This window comes from Acinetobacter sp. YH12144 (assembly GCF_013418345.1).
In the GTDB taxonomy this organism is placed as follows: domain Bacteria; phylum Pseudomonadota; class Gammaproteobacteria; order Pseudomonadales; family Moraxellaceae; genus Acinetobacter; species Acinetobacter amyesii.
Genome location: NZ_VPCD01000008.1, coordinates 67645 through 87448, shown reverse-complemented (window position 1 = coordinate 87448; position 19804 = coordinate 67645). Strand labels below are relative to the sequence as shown.

The window sequence follows — 19804 nt, the reverse complement described above, 5'->3', positions numbered from 1 at the left end:
ATCGATCTTGTTCAATCGACCTATTTTTCACTTTTATTGGTTTGCTTTATGCCAATGGCTTACAAAGTCAGCAGACTGTATTTCAGCACGAGGTGGAATTGCTTTCACAGCTGTACCGATATAAATAATGCCTGAAATCAAATCGTTTTCCGTTAAACCCAAGGCTTGTTTAAACAATTTAGATTCAACCACCGCCCCACTACGCCACATAGTTGAAAAGCCCTGTGCTTGTAAAGAGAGCAAAAAGTTTTGTACTGCTGCGCCTGAACTTAAAATTTGTTCGAAATGCGGAACTTTGGGATGATCTTGTAATTGAGTTAAGGCCAAAACCAATAGTGGCGCACGAAATGGATGGTGTTTCACACGTTCCAACTGTGCTTCTTCTGTTTGTCCAGTATCGGCTAAGGCATGTGAAAGCAACTCACCAAATGCTTCACGTTCAGTTTCAGGAATAATCACAAAACGCGTAGGCTTAAGACGATGATGATCTGGCGCCGTTAAGGCGGCTTGAAACGCATTTTCCAATTGCTCAGCATTCGGCGCAGGTTCAATTAAATGACCAATCGACTGACGCTGATGAATATTTTGATGAACTGTATCAACTGCTGATTTTAGAATTGACATCTATACACTGTACTTTAAAACGTTTGCTCAAGATTAGCATATTCTCAATAACTTACTCTAGAATGTTTACGTCAGACTCGGTGCTTATTTGTTAAGTCAGCTTTATTCACAGATTTACTATAAAAAACCGCATAACTTGTACAGCAGTTCCCTGTTCTATAAGAAATTTTATGTTCAAATAAATCAAATTATTTCTAACTCGGGGCACCGCATGAAAAAATTCAACAAAACTGTTGCCATTGTTAGCACGCTAAGCGCAACTGTGCTTTTAGTTGCATGTACAACTACGCCAACAAAATCTTTAGCGATTCAAAAACCAAATAATCAATATGAAGTGACTGCCGTAGGTAAAACCAGTTTAGCGGCAAAAAATAATGCAATTGCAGCTGCAAATAGTACCTGTGGTAAAAATGCGACCCCTGTCGTCGTGGATGAAAAGCAAGAATACAACGGTGTTTTAAAAGGCGTGGTCGATGAAAAGACAGGTCAAATGATTCAAGCGGCGGCTGGCGTACTTGGCACCATTACAGGAAATAGCGGCAGCATCAGCAAAGATGATGATTACCAAACTGTACTAACCTTTAGTTGCCGTGCAAACTAAACCGTTAGTTTGTGATTTCGTTTTGTCATTAACGCAAAATGAAATTATCGTCATGAAATAATTGTTATGAAATAGTCGATATGAAATAAAAAAGCCTGCAAATATGCAGGCTTTTTTAGAAGCAAAAATTAGCAATAACCGTCTAAACGGGTTAAAGGTAATTTTTGACCAATGGCTTTTTCAATTTCAGGTAATGAAAAAGCATCATCTTCAGACAAGAAACTAATACTCACACCACGAGTACCCGCACGACCTGTACGACCGATACGGTGTACATAATCATCAGACTGTTCAGGAAGTGTGAAGTTCACTACATGAGAAACACCATCGACATGGATACCACGACCCGCAACGTCTGTTGCAATCATGATGTTATGTTGACCATTTTTGAACTGATCAAGCATTTTCAAACGTTTATCTTGAGCGATTTCACCTGACAACATCACCACTTTATAACCATCTTTTTTGAGGTGATCATAAAGTTTACGCACTTGATCACGACGGTTGGCAAAGATCATGACCTTTTCAATTGGTTCATCACGTAAGATGTCTTCCAATAATTTATATTTATCAGACTTCGCCACCATGTAGACACGTTGCTCTACATCTGCATTGGTTTTTTTCTCAGGTTCAATTTCAACAGTTACTGGTTCAAACAACCATTGCTGTGCCAAATTTAAAACGTCATAACTAAATGTTGCAGAGAACATCAAAGTTTGTCGTTGTTCTTTACGTGGTGAAAAGCGCACGATACGTTTCACTGAAGGAATAAAGCCCATATCTAAAAGACGGTCAGCTTCATCGATCACTAAAAATTCAATTTGATCGAGCCAAACTTCTTTTTGTTCCACAAAGTCAATTAAGCGACCTGGGGTTGCAACCATAATGTCGACAAAATTACGATTTAATAGATTTTTTTGCTTATCAAAATCTACCCCACCGAGCAAAGTCATGACATTGAGATCAGTGTATTTCACTAATTCTTTTGCATCACTTTCAATTTGCAAAGCAAGTTCGCGCGTAGGTGCAAGAATCAATGCACGCGGTTCACCACGATAACGCTGTTCCTTAATTGGATTATTCAACAAGTCATTGATCACACTGACCAAGAAAGCCGCAGTCTTCCCAGTACCAGTTTGAGCACGACCAATAGCGTCATGTCCAGCCAATGTAAATTTTAAAACCTTTTGCTGAATAGGCGTCATATCCTTAAAACCTAAAGCATCAATGGCTTTTTTAAGGTTCGGATGTAAATTTAAGGTTTCAAAACCTGATGACATATAGATGTGCCCTAATTGAATAATCACAAAATTGCTGAAGCATTATAAACAAAAAACGCCCCAATTTACATTGGAGCGTTTTTGAGTACATTCAGACGATTAGTCTAAAGGTTGTACTTCTTCAGCTTGGAAGCCTTTTTGACCTTTAACAACGCTGAATTCTACGCGTTGGCCGTCACGAAGTGAACGGTGGCCTTCGCCCATAATTGCGCGGAAATGAACGAATACGTCGTCGCCGCCGTTACGTTGAATAAAGCCAAAGCCTTTAGTGTCGTTGAACCATTTAACAACGCCTTGTTCACGAGCTGTCATAAGTTAATCCTTATCGTATTTAAAAAAGAAGGACCACCCGGTGTTGCAAACAGCAGACCAAACAAGGTTAAAAAAAATATTTTTATTTCTAAGCTTGTAATCATTCTGTAAAACTATCAACAAAATCCCGGTTACATCCAAATATATCAAGAGTTAAGAGGCTTCACAGCCAACAAAAATCTTAACAACGCAACGAGCTTAACACGGGTTTACCGCAATTAATAGATTTTTTTGATCTATTTTCCTTTTGAATATTCTTATTTTTTCACATCGTTTGAGTTATAAATCACAAAGGATTTTTGCCTATTTTAGGTTGGGATTTGGCACTGTATTTGCTAATATTTCCATTGAAATGTAAACATGTTGGATCTGCTTCGTGAGTGACAGCCAAAATTCGCTTTTAATTGTAGATGCCATGGGTAAACCCTGCCCGATGCCGCTATTGATGCTGAAAAAAGCTTTAAAGAAAAGTCCAGACCAATCTTTATTGTTAAAGTCATCCGATCCGCACAGCCAACAAGATGTATCACGATACTGTCAAATACATCAGTTAAACTGTGAAATGCGCAAAATTTCAGATTCTGAGTTTCATTACTTAATTGAATCTTAAAAAGATTCAGTTAAACTAAATTGCTTCATAATTGAATAAAAGTTTACATTTCTATACCCAATTTTCCATAATTTACGGAAATATTGGATTAAGATGAATCTTAGTTATTGGGCTTACCCATTTTTAGTTCTCAAGGAGAAAACATGAGTGACAGCAGCAATCAATTGATGCCCCTGTCATTATCGGCACCTGGGGTGAATCTTGGTGCTTATATTAGTACTGTTAATCAGATTCCAATTTTATCGGCCGAACAAGAAAAAGAGCTGGCCGAGCGTTATTATTATGACCAAGATTTAGACGCAGCTAAAATGCTAGTAATGTCGCATCTTCGTTTTGTTGTGCATATCGCACGTAGCTATGCAGGCTACGGCTTGCCACAAGGTGACCTGATTCAAGAGGGTAACTTGGGCTTAATGAAAGCGGTAAAACGTTTTGACCCAAACATGGGCGTACGTCTTGTATCTTTTGCTGTGCATTGGATTAAAGCAGAAATTCATGAATATGTGATTCGTAACTGGCGTATTGTCAAAATTGCGACCACTAAAGCGCAGCGTAAATTATTCTTTAATTTACGTAGCTTAAAAAAGTCATCTAAAAAATTAACTTTGGCTGAAGCACAGTCGATTGCCAATGACTTGAATGTAACACCCGAACAAGTCTTGGAAATGGAAGGCCGTTTAACCGCTTATGATGCTGCGTTTGAAGCTCAAGGTGATGACGACGATGAAGGTTCGACCCATGTCGCTCCTGCCCTTTATCTCGAAGATAACCGTTACGACCCTGCGCGTTTAGCGGAAGATGAAGATTACGAAGAACAAAGTACCTCAGCTTTACATGAAGCCATGGATCAGCTGGATGACCGTTCACGTAACATCTTACAACGTCGCTGGTTAGATGACGAAAAGTCGACGCTGCATGAATTGGCGGCGGAATATAATGTATCTGCTGAACGTATTCGTCAGTTGGAAAAAAATGCGATGGAAAAAATTAAAGTCGCAATGTCTTCAAACTAAGTTTAAGGCTTTTCATAGCTATTCTAAAAAAGAGCATTTCGATGCTCTTTTTTTATATCTAAATATAGTAGGATGATCGGCTGCAACACACAAAAGTTTGGGCATTTTTGCTTTAACCCAAGGTACTAAATATGCTATGGTTATGCGCAAATTTTGTTAAGGTGAATGCACATGTGGATTGCCATTTCCGCACTTAACTTAGCTTTTGCTGTAATGCTTGGTGCCTTTGGTGCACACGGATTAAAAGCTCGCGCGACTGAAGCCCAATTGGCTTGGTGGCAAACTGCAACGGACTATTTCTTTTATCATGCACTGGGCTTACTTGCCCTCGCGATCTTATCCAAAGTCATTCCCCAACTTCCAATAAAAGCCAGTTTCCTGCTTATACAAATTGGCATTTTCTTCTTCTGTGGTTCTTTATATGTGATGGCTCTAGGCTTACCACGTGGTCTCGGAGCCATTACCCCGATTGGTGGAGCGCTGATGATTGCTGGATGGCTTATATTGGCATGGAATGCGTTTAAATACGCAAAATAATCAACAGCAGATATTGGCCTTACTCAATAAATAAGGCAGCAAGAACGGAATCCACAAATGCAAATCTATTTAAACGGCGAAGCTACACAAACCGAATGTGTCAACCTCTTGCAATTGGTTCAACAATTACAATTGGAAGGCAAACGCTTCGCTGTTGAAAAAAATGAAATGATCATCTCGAAAAGTAAATTGGAACAAACCCCAATTACTGAGCAAGATCATATTGAAATTATTCATGCCGTAGGTGGCGGCTAAAATGGAGCTCCCATGGAAGATACACCCCTAATCATTGGTTCACGTACATTTAATTCACGACTTTTAGTTGGTACAGGTAAGTACAAGGACTTAACGGAAACTGACCAGGCCATTCAAGCCAGTGGTGCTGAAATTGTGACCGTTGCCATTCGCCGTGTGAATATTGGTCAACATCCAGACCAGCCAAACTTGCTTTCTGTAGTTCCACCTGAAAAATATACGATTTTGCCAAATACAGCAGGTTGTTTCGATGCGAACAGTGCAGTCCGTACTTGCATGTTGGCACGTGAACTATTAGATGGTCACAATCTGGTTAAACTTGAGGTTTTAGGGGATGAGAAAACCCTATATCCAAATATTACCGAGACTTTAAAAGCTGCACGTACGTTGATTGACGATGGCTTTGAAATCATGGTTTATACCTCAGATGACCCGATTGTGGCACAAGAACTGGAAAGCATGGGCTGTGTAGCCATTATGCCTTTAGGTAGTCTTATTGGCTCAGGTTTAGGCATTCTCAACCCACATACCATTTCAATCATTAAAGACAATGCCAAAGTGCCTGTCTTGGTCGATGCCGGTGTGGGTACTGCAAGTGATGCAGCGATAGCAATGGAATTGGGCTGTGATGGCGTATTAATGAATACAGCCATTGCAGCAGCTCAAAACCCTATTCTAATGGCTTCAGCGATGAAAAAAGCTGTTGAAGCCGGTCGTGAAGCTTTCCTAGCAGGACGTATGCCTCGTAAACGCATGGCAAATGCCAGTTCACCTGAAACTGGATACTTCTTTAAATAAGAACTCATTCACGGTATAAAAGAGGACTCCATTGAGTCCTTTTTTATTTTTTGAAAACCTGATAACAATGAAAATATCCCATATATTGTGTACTTTGAGTCTTTGTGCCGCATCTAGTTGGCTGTCTGCCCAAGTGCCGAGCACAGCCAAATCACTTGCGCCTCAAGGTTGGAACATTTTGATGGCTACGACTGGCGACCTAAACAAAGATCAAATACCAGATGTTGCGATGATCGTGGAAAAACAAAAAGTCGATGTGGCGACCTATGATGACGATGGCAAAGTCGTTCACAACCATCCACGAAAACTCATCGTGTTTTTTAAAACCGCAAAGGGATATCAACGTATCGTTGAAAACAACAGCATCCCTGTCGCTCAGCAGCCCAATTCATGCTTACTTGACCCACTTGCTGAAGCAGAAGACATCCAAATCAGTAAAGGCAATTTACTCGTTCATTTTAGTTATTTTATGGCTTGTGGTGGCTGGGAATGGCCCCGACATAGTTATACCTTCCGTTGGCAAAATCAACGCTTTGATCTGATTGGTTTTGATTACAATAGCTTTCACCGCGCTTCTGGTGAAGAAACATCGAAAAGCTATAATTTTTCGACCTTAAAACGTAAAGAAATTGTAGGCGGCAATATGTTTGAAGATGCCAAAACTCAAATCAAATGGTCAACCTTCAAAACACCACAGCAACTGACGCTTAAAAATATTAACTTTGATGATTTCTATACACAGTTCGAGTACTAAGTTGAACCTGAGCAATGCCAATCTAGCAATAAACAAACCGCCAATTTCGGCGGTTTGTTTATTCAATTTCAAAACTGAATTTAAAGAACTGATGTTACGCAGTAAAATCAGAAACGTAATTTGATTCAAATAAAAGAATGATACGCGGTATCGTCATCCGTAATTGTTTGAGACAGAGCTACTTCTAATAAAAATGTTTTTGCGATACTTTGAAAAATTAGACGGTAGTGAACGAGTTTTGCGGATGACAATGGTTTTGGGTACTTTTGCCTAAACAAAAGTACCTCCAGCCGAAGGCTAAACCCTTTATTCAAACGCTAAATGTAAGACTCCGTCGAATCGGCTTAAAAATCATTTAAAAAATGCGAATTACTTTTACGGGCGAAACATCTTTTAAGGAATCAATCCTTCATCACGCATCGCAATTTGAACTGATTGGCGTTCTGCAACTTTGTTGCGTAATGCAATGATATTTTTATATGGCGTTAAATCATGTCCGATGCCATTTGACCAATTTGTCAGTACAAAGAGATAGGCATCTGCAGGGCCAAAGTTATCATCAACTAAATAGTCGTTATCCGATTCACCAATCGCTTTATCGATGTATGTCAATAAACGATCAATTTCTGCATAAGCTTTTTCTTTAGCGTCTGAATCTAGTGGAGCACCAAAGAATACGGCATAAGCATCATGTAATTCTGAGTTCAAATAGCCAAGCCATTCTAAAACTTTGGCACGACCTAAACCTGATGGCGGAATTAAATCTTGTTTTGGATCATGCTGTGCAAGAAACGGTAAAATGGCCACGTTCTCGGTCAGGATCAAACCTGGGTTAATTTCTAATGCAGGTACATAACCTTTTGGGTTGATCTCGTAATAATCCACCCCTTTTTCTGTTTTATGGTTTTTTAGGTCAACACGGACCAAATCAAAATCGACATTAATTTCATTTAAAATTATATGTGATGCTAATGAACATGCACCTGGAGAATAATAAAGCTTCATATCTGATCCTTGTTATGTACTATTCAATGTTTTAAATCTCTTCTGTCAAACTTTCAAGTGATCAAACCTGTAAATTGCAAAAAAGCGTAAATGCTGAAACACATATACTCATTGACTATTGTCCATAATCAAGAAGATTTCAAGTCAATCTGTTATGCATTTTTATACTCAGTTGTTTTAACATAGCCGCGTTTAAGATTTGATGAAAAGTTACCGTGTTACAACTTAAAAAAGAACAATGGTTTTCCAATATTCGTACCGATGTGCTCGCTGGCTTAGTAGTTGGACTGGCGCTAATTCCAGAATCGATCGCCTTTTCAGCTATTGCTGGGGTTGACCCTCAGGTTGGTTTGTACGCTTCGTTTTGTATCGCCGTGACCATTGCCTTATTTGGTGGTCGTACAGCAATGATTTCAGCTGCTACGGGTGCGATGGCCTTACTTATGATCACATTGGTCAAAGATCATGGTTTGCAATACCTTTTGGCTGCCACGGTTTTAACTGGTGTCATACAAATCATTGCTGGTTATTTTAAAGTGGCAAAACTTATGCGCTTCGTCTCGCAGTCAGTAGTGTATGGTTTTTTAAATGCACTCGCGATTTTGATTTTTGTCGCACAGCTACCTGAAATGTCAAAGATGGATAGTTTGGGCTATATCTTTATGCTTTTAGGGCTTGCGATTATTTATCTGTTTCCTCACCTACCGGAAATTGGCAAGGCCATTCCATCACCACTGATTTGCATTATTGTCCTCAGTGGTTTGGCATTATTTTTAGGTGCAGACCTGCGTACTGTGAGTGATTTGGGTAAGTTCCCAGAGACTTTACCTATTTTCTTGATTCCTGACATTCCTTTTAATCTTGAAACCCTCACGATTATTTTCCCCTATTCCATCACCCTTGCAACAGTTGGCCTATTAGAAACCATGATGACCACGACAGTGATCAATGAAGTCACTGGAACTGAAGGAGATCGTCATCAGGAATGTCGTGGTCAAGGGATTGCCAATATTGTCAGTGGCTTTATGGGCGGCATGGCTGGATGTGCCATGATTGGGCAGTCGATTATTAATGTTAATTCTGGCGCGCGAACTCGCCTTTCCACTTTGGTTGCAGGTATATTTTTGTTGTGTTTGGTGGTGTTCTTAAAAGACTGGTTGGCCTATGTCCCAATGGCGGCCTTAGTCGCAATTATGGTCATGGTGTCATTCACTACGTTCCAATGGAATTCAGTCAAGCAATTTTCAAAGCATCCAATGTCTTTTAATGTCGTGATGATTACTGTGGTGATCGTGGTGCTTGCAACACATAATTTGGCGCTTGGCGTATTGGTTGGTGTGCTCCTCTCTGCGTTGTTTATTATCAATCAACTGGAAAGTTCGGTAAAAGTCACATCAGAACTTAAAGACAATATTCGTAGCTACACAGTCTATGGACAAATTTTCTTTAGTAGCTCTGAGAGTTTTTATCAATTTTTTGATTTTCAGGAGAGGGTTAGTCATGTGCGAATTGATCTGAGTCATGCACATATTTGGGATATTACTTCCGTCAATATTTTAAAAAATGTCGTGCAAAAATTTGAGTCAAAACAGATTCAAGTAGAGGTTTTTGGCTTAAATGAAGCAAGTAGCACTTTACTTGACCGTGTCAGTGACTAATGGATTTTTGAAATATTCACTTTGAATCAAATCAATTTTCAATAAAATGTGACCTATTGAAACCCTATGCAGGATGAATATAGCAAGGGGTTTCAATAATCAAAGTCTCATTTGTAATGACATTACATAAAATACTAAGCCTATAAAAAAGAGAAAAATTCACCATTCATTCGATTTAACTGTATAATTCATCTCATAAAATTATAACTATCAAAAATAAAACAAAGATTTGATCTGACTTTCTATTTATTTTTTTAAATTGTGGATACACAAAATTGGGGGAATTTTGATGGTATGGTTTTGGTCACGACACTGCATTCAAGCAAATCGGCTGCTGATTTTAGCGAGTCTATTTTGCCTGCTATGTTGTATCGCTTTACCCACTTTTGCCAATCCCACGCCACAGATCACAAGTAGTCATTGTCCTGTTGAAATCACCCATATTGCCACAGCTAAAAGTGCTGTCGAGCAAGAGCGCCCACGTACAGGTTGGCAAAATCTGCAAAAGCTTCCAGACACTTGGAATAAACGTTGGCCGGATTATCATGGTATCGCTTGGTACAAAATCCAATTTAAGTTAAACTGTGACCTCCATCAGTTAAATCAACCCATTGCTATCGCCATACAAGGCATCACCCAAAGTGGACGGGTGTACATCAACGATGCCCTACTTTGGCAAGATTACATTTCAGCAGAACATTTTTCGCGAAGCCAACATCAACCTAGACTATTGAACTTGCCTAGCTCGAGTTTAAAGCAAGGTGTAAATACCATTTGGGTGCAAGTGTATGGTTCGGTGACCCAAAAATCAGGACTCAGTTCAGTTCAAATTGGGGAATACCCGCAAGTCTATGACACCTTTAAAATTTGGTTACTCGAACAACGACAATTAGTCGAACTCAATACGATGATTAATTTCGTCGTGGCTGTGTTCTTTTTTTTAGCATGGCTCGCCAATCGTAATGAAAGAGCTTACTTATGGTTAACCATCACTGGTATGTGTTGGGTGTTTTATAGCCTGTGTATTATTTTTAATGGGCCAATTGCATTTCTAACCACCGTACAGATCGACCGTATGCAAAATATCATTTTCTGCTTTTATACGGTTTTTGGCTGTATTGGTGCATGGTATTTTGCAAACCACCCATTTCCAAAAATTCAGAAACTATTATTAAGTCTTGCCACCATCGCCGCTCTCTGTATAGGTTTTGCGCCAGAGGCTTATTTAAAGACCGTCATCCAAATTTGTTTTAGCTTCTTTGTTTTTGTCTTTGTGGCCAAATGTATTAGCTACCCCTATTTAGCCTATAAAGCCAAAATGGCTGAAACCTATTTGCTTGCAACGCTGTATCTGATTTATTTACCGATTGCGGTACATGATGCTCACTTTATGATGACCATGGAAGGTCATGCGCTCTCGCCCTATACCGGGCCAGTGACAACCCTCATCTTGGGCGGCGTACTGGCTCTACGTTTAGCTCGACACACGCGTCAAATTGAGCGTTTTAATAAGACCTTAACTGAAAATGTTCAACGAGCTGAACTGAAACTCGCTACTTCACTCGGTCAACAACATCAACTCGCGCTTGAAAATGCACGACTTCAAGAACGAATTCATTTATCTCATGACTTACATGATGGTTTAGGCGGATCAATTGTCCGTTCAATTTTACTGTTAGAACAAAATGATAAAATTGAAAAACCACAAATCATGTCGATGCTTAAATTGTTCCGAAATGATTTAAGACAAGTTATCGATTCGGGTTCAAGTATAGGGACGAAAGTCCCAGACACCCCGATCGAATGGGCGGCGCCGATTCGCCATCGCTTTGTACAGCTCTTTGAAGAATTAGACATGAGCTCAAGCTGGAAATTTGCTACCGAATGGATTCACTCGCCCTCTGCGACCCAATGTCTCAATTTGACTCGTGTCGCTGAAGAAACCCTAACCAATATTTTAAAGCACAGTCAGGCAAGCAAAGTTCAATTCAGTTTGTGCGAAACAGAGACTCAACTGATCTTACGTATTGAAGATAACGGTATCGGCTTTAACCCTGACGAAGTTGAACAAGGACTACATGTCGGCCTACACAGTATGCAAACGCGAATCCATCGTATCGGTGGCGAATTTAAAATACAGTCACAGCCGGGTTGTACCGTGCTTGAGGCCATTTTGCCGTTTAAGCTTGATGGTGCTGATCGTGAAGATATTGGCGATAAAATCGCCTAGCTTAATGTTATTTCATCGCTTTTGAGCTGAGTAATTCACTGTACATGGCAAATCCTCGGCACGGCTTCCGTCGGTGAGATTGAGCAAAAAGAGGATATATTCACGGTAAAAAATTTGACTTGTGCATCTCAGGACTTAAAATACCGCATTCGAATTTTTTACATTTGCCAAAGTTATGTCGAACGATCAATTAGACCAGCACGCTGTAGATCTGGATAACCTAAACGAACACCGTGAAATCGTGACGTTTATGCGCCGCTCTGCGCCACTTAATACTTCGCAACGTACTGCGCTGGAACAATATGGTCATCTAATTTTGGAATACCCCGTTGGTGATTTGCGTCAGCATTTTGAACACCCTGAACGCCCATTAACTGTAGAGATCGGTTTTGGTATGGGTCGCTCTTTGGTGCTAATGGCAAAAGCAAACCCAGAGCGAAACTTTGTCGGCATTGAAGTGCATGTTCCGGGTATCGCTCAATGTGTTTATGAAGCAGGTCTTGCAGGTTTAACTAACCTTCGAGTATTGGATGCTGATGCCATCCAAGTGCTACGTGAAATGCCAGACAACAGTATTAACACTGTGCAATTATACTTCCCAGATCCATGGCAGAAGAAACGTCATTTCAAACGTCGTTTTGTATCTCATGACCGTATGCCATTGGTTGAAGAAAAATTAGAAATCGGCGGCACATTCCACTCAGCGACTGACTGGGAACCGTATGCTGAATGGATGATCGAAGTTCTTGAAGAACGTCCACGTCTTGAAAACCTTGCAGGTAAAGGCAATAGCTACCCTCGTCCAGACTGGCGTCCGCAAACTAAGTTTGAACGTCGCGGAATTGAAGCAGGCCATAAAATTAATGACTTCATCTTCAAAAAAGTAAACTAACTTTGGAATAAAGCAAAAAACCACCGTTAGCGGTGGTTTTTTATTGCTGTTTTTGATCTAAGATTTATCTGTGTTGTATCAAATCATATAAAATGAATAACCACTAAGCTACTTGCGCTTGGAGCTGACTTTGTCGAATCATATCCACGGCTTTTTCAGCAATCATCACTGTCGGTGCATTGGTATTGCCATTTACCACAGAAGGCATGATAGATGCATCGACGACACGAAGGTTTTGAATGCCGTAGACTTTCAATTCAAGGTCAACCACAGACATCTCATCTACGCCCATCTTACAACTACCGACAGGGTGATAAACCGTATCCACACGCTGACGTAAGATTGCACGTATATCATCCGTTTTGACCAGTGAGGTAAATAAATCTTACTGATAATGACTCGATAAAGACGGCGACATCATTAACTGCTGCGTCAACTTAAAGCCTTGTACCAAATCTTCTAAATCCTGTTCATCCCCTAAAAAGTTTGGATCAATCAATAATGGATCATTGACACTGGAACCACTTAGTTTGATCGTGCCGCGACTTCTTGGATTGAGCAGACACACATGACAGATAAACCATGTCTTGTATGAAATTTCCGTGCATGGTCATCTACTAACGCCACGACAAAGTGTAATTGCAAATTTGGTATTGCCAAATCGGGCGAAGACTTTAGAAAACCACCACATTCTGCAAAATTTGAAGCAATCATGCCTCGTCGTTCCTTACGATAGCGACTGATCTGCTTGAACATATCAATTGAGCCGGGTAAAGACACGCCAAATGTACCTTGGTATTCAATGATCGATGGATTTAATACACTCAAAACTTGGTCTTTATTCTTTTAATCCATAGACGTTTTAAAAGCACTGTAAGCCGCATAGCTAAAGATTTGACTGAAACAATAAATTTGATCAAAGCCTATTTCCGTCAGTAAGCTTTGATAGTGCTGCTGGCTAATCAGTTCAAAATCATCTTCTAAACGCTGCATCATTTTTGTCGCTTGCGCAGCAGATAAACCTTGCTTTTGGCAAAATTCAGGCAGGACACGCTGCTCAAAATTCGAATGAGTTTGCATCAAGTCAAAACTTAAAAAAATGCCCTGCGGTTTAAGCAGCTCAAATGCTTTTGCTAAAAAATTCGTTTTCTCTGACAACGCAATGAAATGCGTCACCAAGATACTCAGCACCGCATCAAAACAACTTACTTCCTCAAAAGCAGTATGACTGCCCAAAACAAAATTGACGCGATGCAACTGTCCAGCGGCTTCAACGCGTTGCCGTGTTTGATTCAGCATATTTTCAGACAATTCTGTAACGGTAAATGACCATGTTGGATTCAAGGCCATGAGATAGCCCAATTCATAGCCCGTCCCACATCCAATGATCAGTACATGGGCATCTTCAGCGACATGGCAATTCAACACCGCCTGAATCTGTTGATGGACAAGTTCATAGCCGGGAATTAATTTTCGTATATGTGCATCATAACTTTCGACCACTTGCGGACTATTAAAATCTTTTGCCATGTAACATCCTGTTTGACATGTATGTCTAAGCTAATAAATATTCATTGTTCTATATGGATTATTTATTTCTGATGAAGTTCAAAAATCTGCTGACTCAACATTTCATAGACCGCTTTCAGGTCGACTTGATCAGCTTGCTCAAGCATATTGGCATGCATCTGCATGATATTTTGATCTCCACGCATTGCAGGGCCTGTTTGCATGTTCCGTGGTTCAGCCTGAGTGGCTTTCTTCGCTGTCTCTAAAATCAATGGATAAAGCAAGCTAAAATCGACGTATTTTGCATCGACAACCTGCTTTGCCATGTCATAACAATAATTACTAAAATTACATGCGAACACCGCAGCAAGATGCAGACTTAAACGTTGTGCCGAATCATATTGATAAACCCTTTGACTCATGCTGTTTGCTAAATCTGTTAGTGTCCTCAAATCTGTAGAATCCGCGGCTTCTACAAAGATCGGTGTAGACGTCCAGTCCACATCTCGATCTAAACTAAAGGTTTGTAAAGGATAAAACACCCCTGCTCGCAAATGTTGCTGGGTCAGTACCGTGATATTGGTGCTACCTGAAGTATGCACGATCAAAACCTGTGGCAGATAGGCTGTAACTTGCTGAATAACGGTTGCAATCGACTGGTCGCTCACCGCAATGATCAAAAGATCAATCTCAGCATTCAACTTATTTGGGGTATGAATGGCTTCTGCACCTACACTTGCTGCAAGTTTTTCTGCCTTTTCGAGATTTCGTGCATATACTTGCACAATGTGATGTTGTGGATGAAGTACTTTGAGCAAATGATGTGCAACACGACCTGCACCCACAATACTGATTCGCATATAGTTTTAACTCATTTTGGATGGCTACAGCATGTCAGGAAAATATCGGACGTGCAAATCGGGTCGTATCAATAGAATTACTAATTTTCAATTCTTCGCATTAGTTTCGCTCAGATAAGCACAAAAAAAGGATGCGTTTCATCCCTTTTGCTAGACGTCAATCTGCGTCTGATTCATGTCATGTCCATTTCAATCTAGACAAGATCATTGGTATGCACTTTCGTTTTAAGATTTACCAATGATCTGATTCAGAGTCTGTAAGTATTGTTCTGCATCGCGGCGCGCATTGAATTTTTTTTCAAATACACCCGTATTTTGCACACTGTTCGGTGTGTATTCTACAGAAACAACAAAGGTATCAAGCAAATCTCTATTAATCCGAATTGCAATAATATGATGTGAGTTTAAATAAAAACCATCATCAACCTTAACTAACATGACTCGCCTCAAAAATATTGCATAATGAAATAGATAAAAAATCTAAACATTCAAAAACTTGGATGACTTACCGCATACAGTGAGAAATACGATAAACCCACATCATTGTAACGCCATTATGTGATTTGTATTGCAAATATTATGTAATTTAAATAAATAATTAGAGAATATCATTCAGTTTATGTCTTCTAAACATGATTGATTTTCAATCCTAGCTAAAGATTGGATTAAAAGACTGGATATAAAAAAGCCTGCTGCCATACCCATGACAACAGGCTCATTTTAGTAGGAGTGATTTAACTCAAATCAATCGTACAGAGAGGTTGAATGATTAAACACTTAACATGCTATTTAAGGTTTCTGATACATTCTTCGATTTCACGACAGGTTTAAGCGCTTCAAGTTCGGCTTTGACTTCACTACGCTGCGGCTCTGCCAACGTGTACCAACGGGACAAAATTTGCAGTAACCGTGAACCGACAATTGGATTTTTCTCATCGAGGAATTTTGCTAATTCAACAATATGCTGCACACCAAAGCTCCAAGTGTTGACAGGATTGCTATTTAAGCCACCAGTAACCGCACGAATACGGTTCGGTACTTTCAAGTCATAATCAGGATGAGCAGTCAGTGCCTTAATGGTTTCCGCAGTTGCTTTCGGATGTGCCGCTTGCAACATAAACCATTGGTCCATCGACAAAGCTTCATTTTTAAAGCGTGTATAAAAGGTTTCTAAAGCTTGCTGTGCTTGTGGTGCATCATTCCAAACCAATACTTTTAAAGCACCAAGACGTTCAGACATATTGCCTGTTGAGCTGAATTGTTCATAAGCCAATTCAAATACAGATGCATCGCCTTGACGTGCCATCATGCTCAACATGATGTTTTTCAATGCACGAACGCCCATAGCTTGTGAAAACTCTTTCTGCGCATCTGGGTCTAAAGTTGCATAAGTCTCTTTAAAGAAAGCACCTAACTCACGTGCCACACGACTTAAAAGTGCTTCACGCTGTTCCTGCACTTTGGCAGGACTGTAGTCGGTATCAATACGGCTACCTAAATAACCCTCTGTCGGTACATCGAATAAACGTGAAGCAAGTAATGGATCACGCTCAACCAATGCCGGTAATGTATTTTGAATGGCTTGAACATAGATGTCGGCATCATGGCCATTTAACAAAATACGTTCTAACAAGGTTTGGCTTGCTTGCCATTGGTTAAAACCATTCGGCTCATACTGCATCAGGAATGCAAGCTCTTCATCTGAATAGTTAAATTCAAGATTAACAGGTGCAGACAAGTTACGCAGTAAAGACACAACAGGCTGGTTTTTTACACCGCTAAATGTAATTGTTGCAGTATCGGTATCAAATAAATACACGCCATCTTTGATGCCATTTTCAACCAATGCATCTGAGCTGAGAAGTAACTGTTCACCACTCGTGGCATCAAACAATGCCAAAGCCACAGGAATAGGCACAGCTTTTAAATTTGGATATTTCGGATGCGCTTTTAAGCTTTGTTTCAAGCTTAAAGTATAGGTTTGATTTGCAGCATCGTACTCACCTTTTGCTTCAAGTTTTGGTGTGCCCGGTTGGTTATACCAAATCAAGAAACTCGATAAATCTACACCTGAACCTGCTGTCAGTGCTGCCACCCAATCTTCAACAGTCACGGCTTGACCATCGTGGCGTTTGAAATATTCGTCAGTACCTGCACGGAATTTTTCTTTGCCCAGGAGTGTCGCCATCATGCGGTTAATTTCCGCACCTTTTTCATACACAGTTGCGGTATAAAAGTTATTAATTTCAACAAAATGATCTGGACGCGGTGGATGTGAAAGCGGGCCTGAATCTTCTGGGAACTGATGAGCTTTTAACACAGCAACGTCATCGATCCGTTGTACCGCAGCAGATTGTAAATCTTCTGAGAACGACTGATCACGGAATACCGTCAAACCTTCTTTTAAACAAAGTTGGAACCAATCACGACATGTAATACGGTTACCTGTCCAGTTATGGAAGTATTCATGTGCAATCACAGACTGAACACGCATGATCGCTGCATCTGTGGTGTATTCTTCATCAGCAAGCACACAAGAGGTGTTGAAAATATTCAAACCTTTGTTTTCCATTGCACCCATGTTAAATGCACTGGTTGCCACGATCATATAATTGTCTAAATCATAAGGACGACCATAATGTTCTTCGTCCCAACGCATCGAATGTTTTAAAGCTTCCATGGCAATATGACATTTTGGAATGTCTTTTTCTTCTGCATAGATTTCTAAAGCAACATTACGACCTTCAGACGTCACATAAGTGTCTTTAAGTACTGCCAAATCACCAATCACACAAGCAAATAGATACGATGGTTTTTTGGTTGGATCTTGCCAAACGGTATAATGACGACCTTCACCGGTTTCACCCGCTTCAATCAAATTACCATTGGCAAGTAATACAGGGAATTTTTTATCCGCTTCGACACGTGTGGTAAATACCGATAGCACATCAGGACGGTCAGGATAATAGGTAATTTTACGGAAGCCTTCAGGCTCGTTTTGAGTAACGAATAAATCGCCTGCCGCTTGGTATAAACCTTCGAGTTGAGTATTGCTTTCAGGATGAATCACGACTTCAGTTTCAATGACAGCTTGGTCAGGTGCATTTGAAATCACCAGTTGTTCTGCATCTACAACATAGGCATCTGCTGGCAAAACTTGACCATTTAAGCGAATTGATTTGAGTTCCAAATCACGACCCAATAACACCAAATCCCCTGCCGTTTGACGCTGCATCACTAATTTTGCATTTACATTGGTATGGTCATCAAAGACTTGAATATCAAGATCGATACTATCTACGACAAATGATGGTTTTTGATAGTCTTTTAAATAAACAGTTTGGTCTGCTTCGACCACTGGATTTGCCGCAATATTCATATCTCGTCCTATTCCTTAGTTATTGCTTCATCAGCTTTTTGAACACATTGTGAATGACTTGATCATACGACAAGATGCATAAGCTGTCTTCGCATTTACAATGATTTATATATGGGCTCAGCGCATGTTGTTTTCAATCATCTTTATAGAATAATTTAAAGGCTGGCACATATTTTCGCCATGTTTAAGCAAAATAAATGCCTGAGTTGAGTACAGCTATAACAATGTGCAAATTTTTTTATCTACCTAAAATAAATAAAGCGCCTATATACTAGAAAGAGAAAGTACAGGTGCTTAATCCATCTGTACGTTCAAATTATTGCGCTCAAACTTTCCTGCTTAAGACTTAGAGGATTATTGATTTGCGAAAATTAAATCGAGTGCACTGTCGTAGTCTGCTGCAAAGTAAAATTGAAATGCCGTGACTTTTGAAGTGAGGAATTGCTGAATTTCTTCCGTCGCACCCGCCACATAAATTTTAGATACTTGATGTTGCTGAGCCAGGCCCAATAACTCGATCGTCTTTTCTAGTGTTTGATCATGCCCAATAATCAGCGCGCCAACCGTACCCTGTGGCTGCTTATATAATTGCATGCGAGTGATATTGCTGTTTTTAAGTGCGTCTGACATGTGTATTCCATACAAAGAAAGGATAAAAAGATCAAAACCTTTAGAAATCCAGCTGAATCATACTGTGTATCAAGTTCAGTAGATTCCGCTTGGTTTCAATCCTAGAAGCCTAGATCATTAGAATTATAAGCTCAATATATACAAATATACTTTTCAAATCCAATCGCTTAGCTGTTTCCTTCCAAAAAGCACCTAAGCTCTCAAATAATCTCAGTCTTCTCATTTGGATTTGATTGCATACTTCTGTTTAAACCATGCACCAAGATGTTTCTTTTTCAACAGTTTAAGCATTTTGAGAATGCATCTGGGATAGAAACACTCATCAATATTATTTTGTTACTTTTAAATTAATAATTTATTTTCAATACCTTAGTAAGTAAATATACAGTTTATCTGCTTTAAAATCTCTACTCAAAACAGTTGAGCATGCGTTTTGCATCTACTTAATTGCCAAAAGCAAAATATTCAGAATAAAACAAAAAGAGGTGCATTATGTTTATTAAAGAACACATCATCCGTATTGAAAATATGAAGACACTGCAAGCGCTTGATGCTGCAAATATCGACCATCAGGTGATTGCAATGTTTATGACCTGCGAAGGGATTCCACTCAAAGCCTTTGAGGTCAGTTCATTACTTAATTCATATAGTGCATTAGGCACTAAAAAAGTCGCGTCTAAAAAAGTGCAAGCTTTAATACAAGCCAAACAACTTGGAGAGGAGGACGAATCGATCCCATGCCCAGCCGCCTATTAATAATCCATTCTGACTAAAAGCTGCATCATCACTATGCAGCTTTTTTTATTTGTCGACATATCGCCTGAGCTGCCGCAACTGAAATTGCAAACCCGTCTTTA

The 19804-nt window shown here is 39.8% G+C and carries 20 protein-coding genes and 1 pseudogene; 11 read left to right on the top strand and 10 right to left on the bottom strand.

All coding sequences use genetic code 11. From position 1 onward, the window contains the following. Positions 1 to 33: 33 nt before the first annotated feature. A complete protein-coding gene (locus tag FTU79_RS06910) occupies positions 34 to 624 on the bottom strand; it encodes a nitroreductase family protein (RefSeq protein WP_171525909.1) in 591 nt (196 codons plus the stop codon). A gap of 211 nt (positions 625 to 835) precedes the next feature. Between FTU79_RS06910 and FTU79_RS06905 the strand changes: the two genes are divergently transcribed. Beyond that, positions 836 to 1225, top strand: a complete 390-nt coding sequence (locus FTU79_RS06905; protein WP_180049388.1) for a hypothetical protein — start codon at positions 836 to 838, stop codon at positions 1223 to 1225. A 128-nt stretch (positions 1226 to 1353) separates the two neighbouring features. Here FTU79_RS06905 and rhlB read toward each other — a convergent pair whose 3' ends face one another. Both rhlB and FTU79_RS06895 read right to left on the bottom strand, forming a co-directional pair. Continuing rightward, positions 1354 to 2505, bottom strand: a complete 1152-nt coding sequence (rhlB, locus tag FTU79_RS06900; protein WP_180003018.1) for an ATP-dependent RNA helicase RhlB — start codon at positions 2503 to 2505, stop codon at positions 1354 to 1356. Positions 2506 to 2604: 99 nt separating this feature from the next. Continuing rightward, positions 2605 to 2817, bottom strand: a complete 213-nt coding sequence (locus FTU79_RS06895) for a cold-shock protein (protein WP_005014923.1) — start codon at positions 2815 to 2817, stop codon at positions 2605 to 2607. Positions 2818 to 3232: 415 nt separating this feature from the next. Between FTU79_RS06895 and FTU79_RS06890 the strand changes: the two genes are divergently transcribed. From FTU79_RS06890 to FTU79_RS06865, 6 genes are all read left to right on the top strand, one after another. Then, entirely contained in the window at positions 3233 to 3427 is a 195-nt protein-coding gene (locus tag FTU79_RS06890; protein ID WP_078189214.1) for a sulfurtransferase TusA family protein, read from the top strand. A gap of 143 nt (positions 3428 to 3570) precedes the next feature. Next, entirely contained in the window at positions 3571 to 4440 is an 870-nt protein-coding gene (gene rpoH / locus FTU79_RS06885; RefSeq protein WP_078188879.1) for an RNA polymerase sigma factor RpoH, read from the top strand. Positions 4441 to 4611: 171 nt separating this feature from the next. After that, complete coding sequence (locus tag FTU79_RS06880) at positions 4612 to 4977, top strand: DUF423 domain-containing protein (RefSeq protein ID WP_078188880.1); 366 nt, start codon at positions 4612 to 4614, stop codon at positions 4975 to 4977. Positions 4978 to 5034: 57 nt separating this feature from the next. Continuing rightward, positions 5035 to 5232 (top strand): sulfur carrier protein ThiS, encoded by a 198-nt coding sequence (gene thiS, locus FTU79_RS06875; protein WP_180007313.1) that lies wholly within the window; start codon positions 5035 to 5037, stop codon positions 5230 to 5232. Positions 5233 to 5244: 12 nt separating this feature from the next. Continuing rightward, entirely contained in the window at positions 5245 to 6030 is a 786-nt protein-coding gene (locus FTU79_RS06870; RefSeq protein ID WP_078188883.1) for a thiazole synthase, read from the top strand. Between the two features lie 67 nt (positions 6031 to 6097). Beyond that, positions 6098 to 6784 carry a hypothetical protein gene (locus tag FTU79_RS06865; RefSeq protein WP_180049386.1) on the top strand — a complete coding sequence of 229 codons (687 nt, stop codon included), beginning with the start codon at positions 6098 to 6100 and terminating at the stop codon, positions 6782 to 6784. Positions 6785 to 7177: 393 nt separating this feature from the next. On the opposite strand, the gene FTU79_RS06860 is transcribed toward FTU79_RS06865, so the two are convergent. Next, the gene (locus FTU79_RS06860; RefSeq protein WP_180003023.1) at positions 7178 to 7789 is read right to left on the bottom strand and encodes a glutathione binding-like protein; all 612 of its coding nucleotides are present in this window, start codon (positions 7787 to 7789) and stop codon (positions 7178 to 7180) included. Positions 7790 to 8004: 215 nt separating this feature from the next. On the opposite strand from FTU79_RS06860, the gene FTU79_RS06855 reads away from it, so the two are divergent. The 3 genes from FTU79_RS06855 to trmB all read left to right on the top strand — a co-directional run bounded on the left by FTU79_RS06855 (position 8005) and on the right by trmB (position 12569). Then, positions 8005 to 9447, top strand: a complete 1443-nt coding sequence (locus tag FTU79_RS06855) for a SulP family inorganic anion transporter (protein WP_180049384.1) — start codon at positions 8005 to 8007, stop codon at positions 9445 to 9447. 289 nt (positions 9448 to 9736) lie between these two features. Further along, complete coding sequence (locus FTU79_RS06850) at positions 9737 to 11677, top strand: sensor histidine kinase (protein WP_257224265.1); 1941 nt, start codon at positions 9737 to 9739, stop codon at positions 11675 to 11677. Between the two features lie 175 nt (positions 11678 to 11852). Further along, positions 11853 to 12569 (top strand): tRNA (guanosine(46)-N7)-methyltransferase TrmB, encoded by a 717-nt coding sequence (trmB, locus tag FTU79_RS06845; RefSeq protein ID WP_078188891.1) that lies wholly within the window; start codon positions 11853 to 11855, stop codon positions 12567 to 12569. A 103-nt stretch (positions 12570 to 12672) separates the two neighbouring features. On the opposite strand, the pseudogene FTU79_RS06840 reads toward trmB, so the two are convergent. The 6 genes and pseudogenes from FTU79_RS06840 to FTU79_RS06815 all read right to left on the bottom strand — a co-directional run. Then, a pseudogene (locus FTU79_RS06840) lies at positions 12673 to 13370 on the bottom strand (GMC family oxidoreductase); the annotation flags it as partial. Between the two features lie 45 nt (positions 13371 to 13415). After that, positions 13416 to 14099, bottom strand: a complete 684-nt coding sequence (locus tag FTU79_RS06835; protein WP_180049380.1) for a class I SAM-dependent methyltransferase — start codon at positions 14097 to 14099, stop codon at positions 13416 to 13418. A gap of 62 nt (positions 14100 to 14161) precedes the next feature. Next, positions 14162 to 14938: a Rossmann-like and DUF2520 domain-containing protein gene (locus FTU79_RS06830; RefSeq protein WP_180049378.1), complete on the bottom strand. Its 777-nt coding sequence runs from the start codon at positions 14936 to 14938 to the stop codon at positions 14162 to 14164. Positions 14939 to 15163: 225 nt separating this feature from the next. Next, positions 15164 to 15376 carry a hypothetical protein gene (locus FTU79_RS06825; protein ID WP_180003031.1) on the bottom strand — a complete coding sequence of 71 codons (213 nt, stop codon included), beginning with the start codon at positions 15374 to 15376 and terminating at the stop codon, positions 15164 to 15166. Positions 15377 to 15707: 331 nt separating this feature from the next. Then, positions 15708 to 18317 carry an aminopeptidase N gene (gene pepN / locus FTU79_RS06820; RefSeq protein ID WP_180049376.1) on the bottom strand — a complete coding sequence of 870 codons (2610 nt, stop codon included), beginning with the start codon at positions 18315 to 18317 and terminating at the stop codon, positions 15708 to 15710. A gap of 354 nt (positions 18318 to 18671) precedes the next feature. Further along, the gene (locus FTU79_RS06815; RefSeq protein WP_078193640.1) at positions 18672 to 18947 is read right to left on the bottom strand and encodes a hypothetical protein; all 276 of its coding nucleotides are present in this window, start codon (positions 18945 to 18947) and stop codon (positions 18672 to 18674) included. 492 nt (positions 18948 to 19439) lie between these two features. Between FTU79_RS06815 and FTU79_RS06810 the strand changes: the two genes are divergently transcribed. Further along, positions 19440 to 19703, top strand: coding sequence for a hypothetical protein (locus FTU79_RS06810; RefSeq protein ID WP_078193641.1), 264 nt, complete (start codon positions 19440 to 19442; stop codon positions 19701 to 19703). The last annotated feature ends 101 nt before the right edge of the window (positions 19704 to 19804 follow it).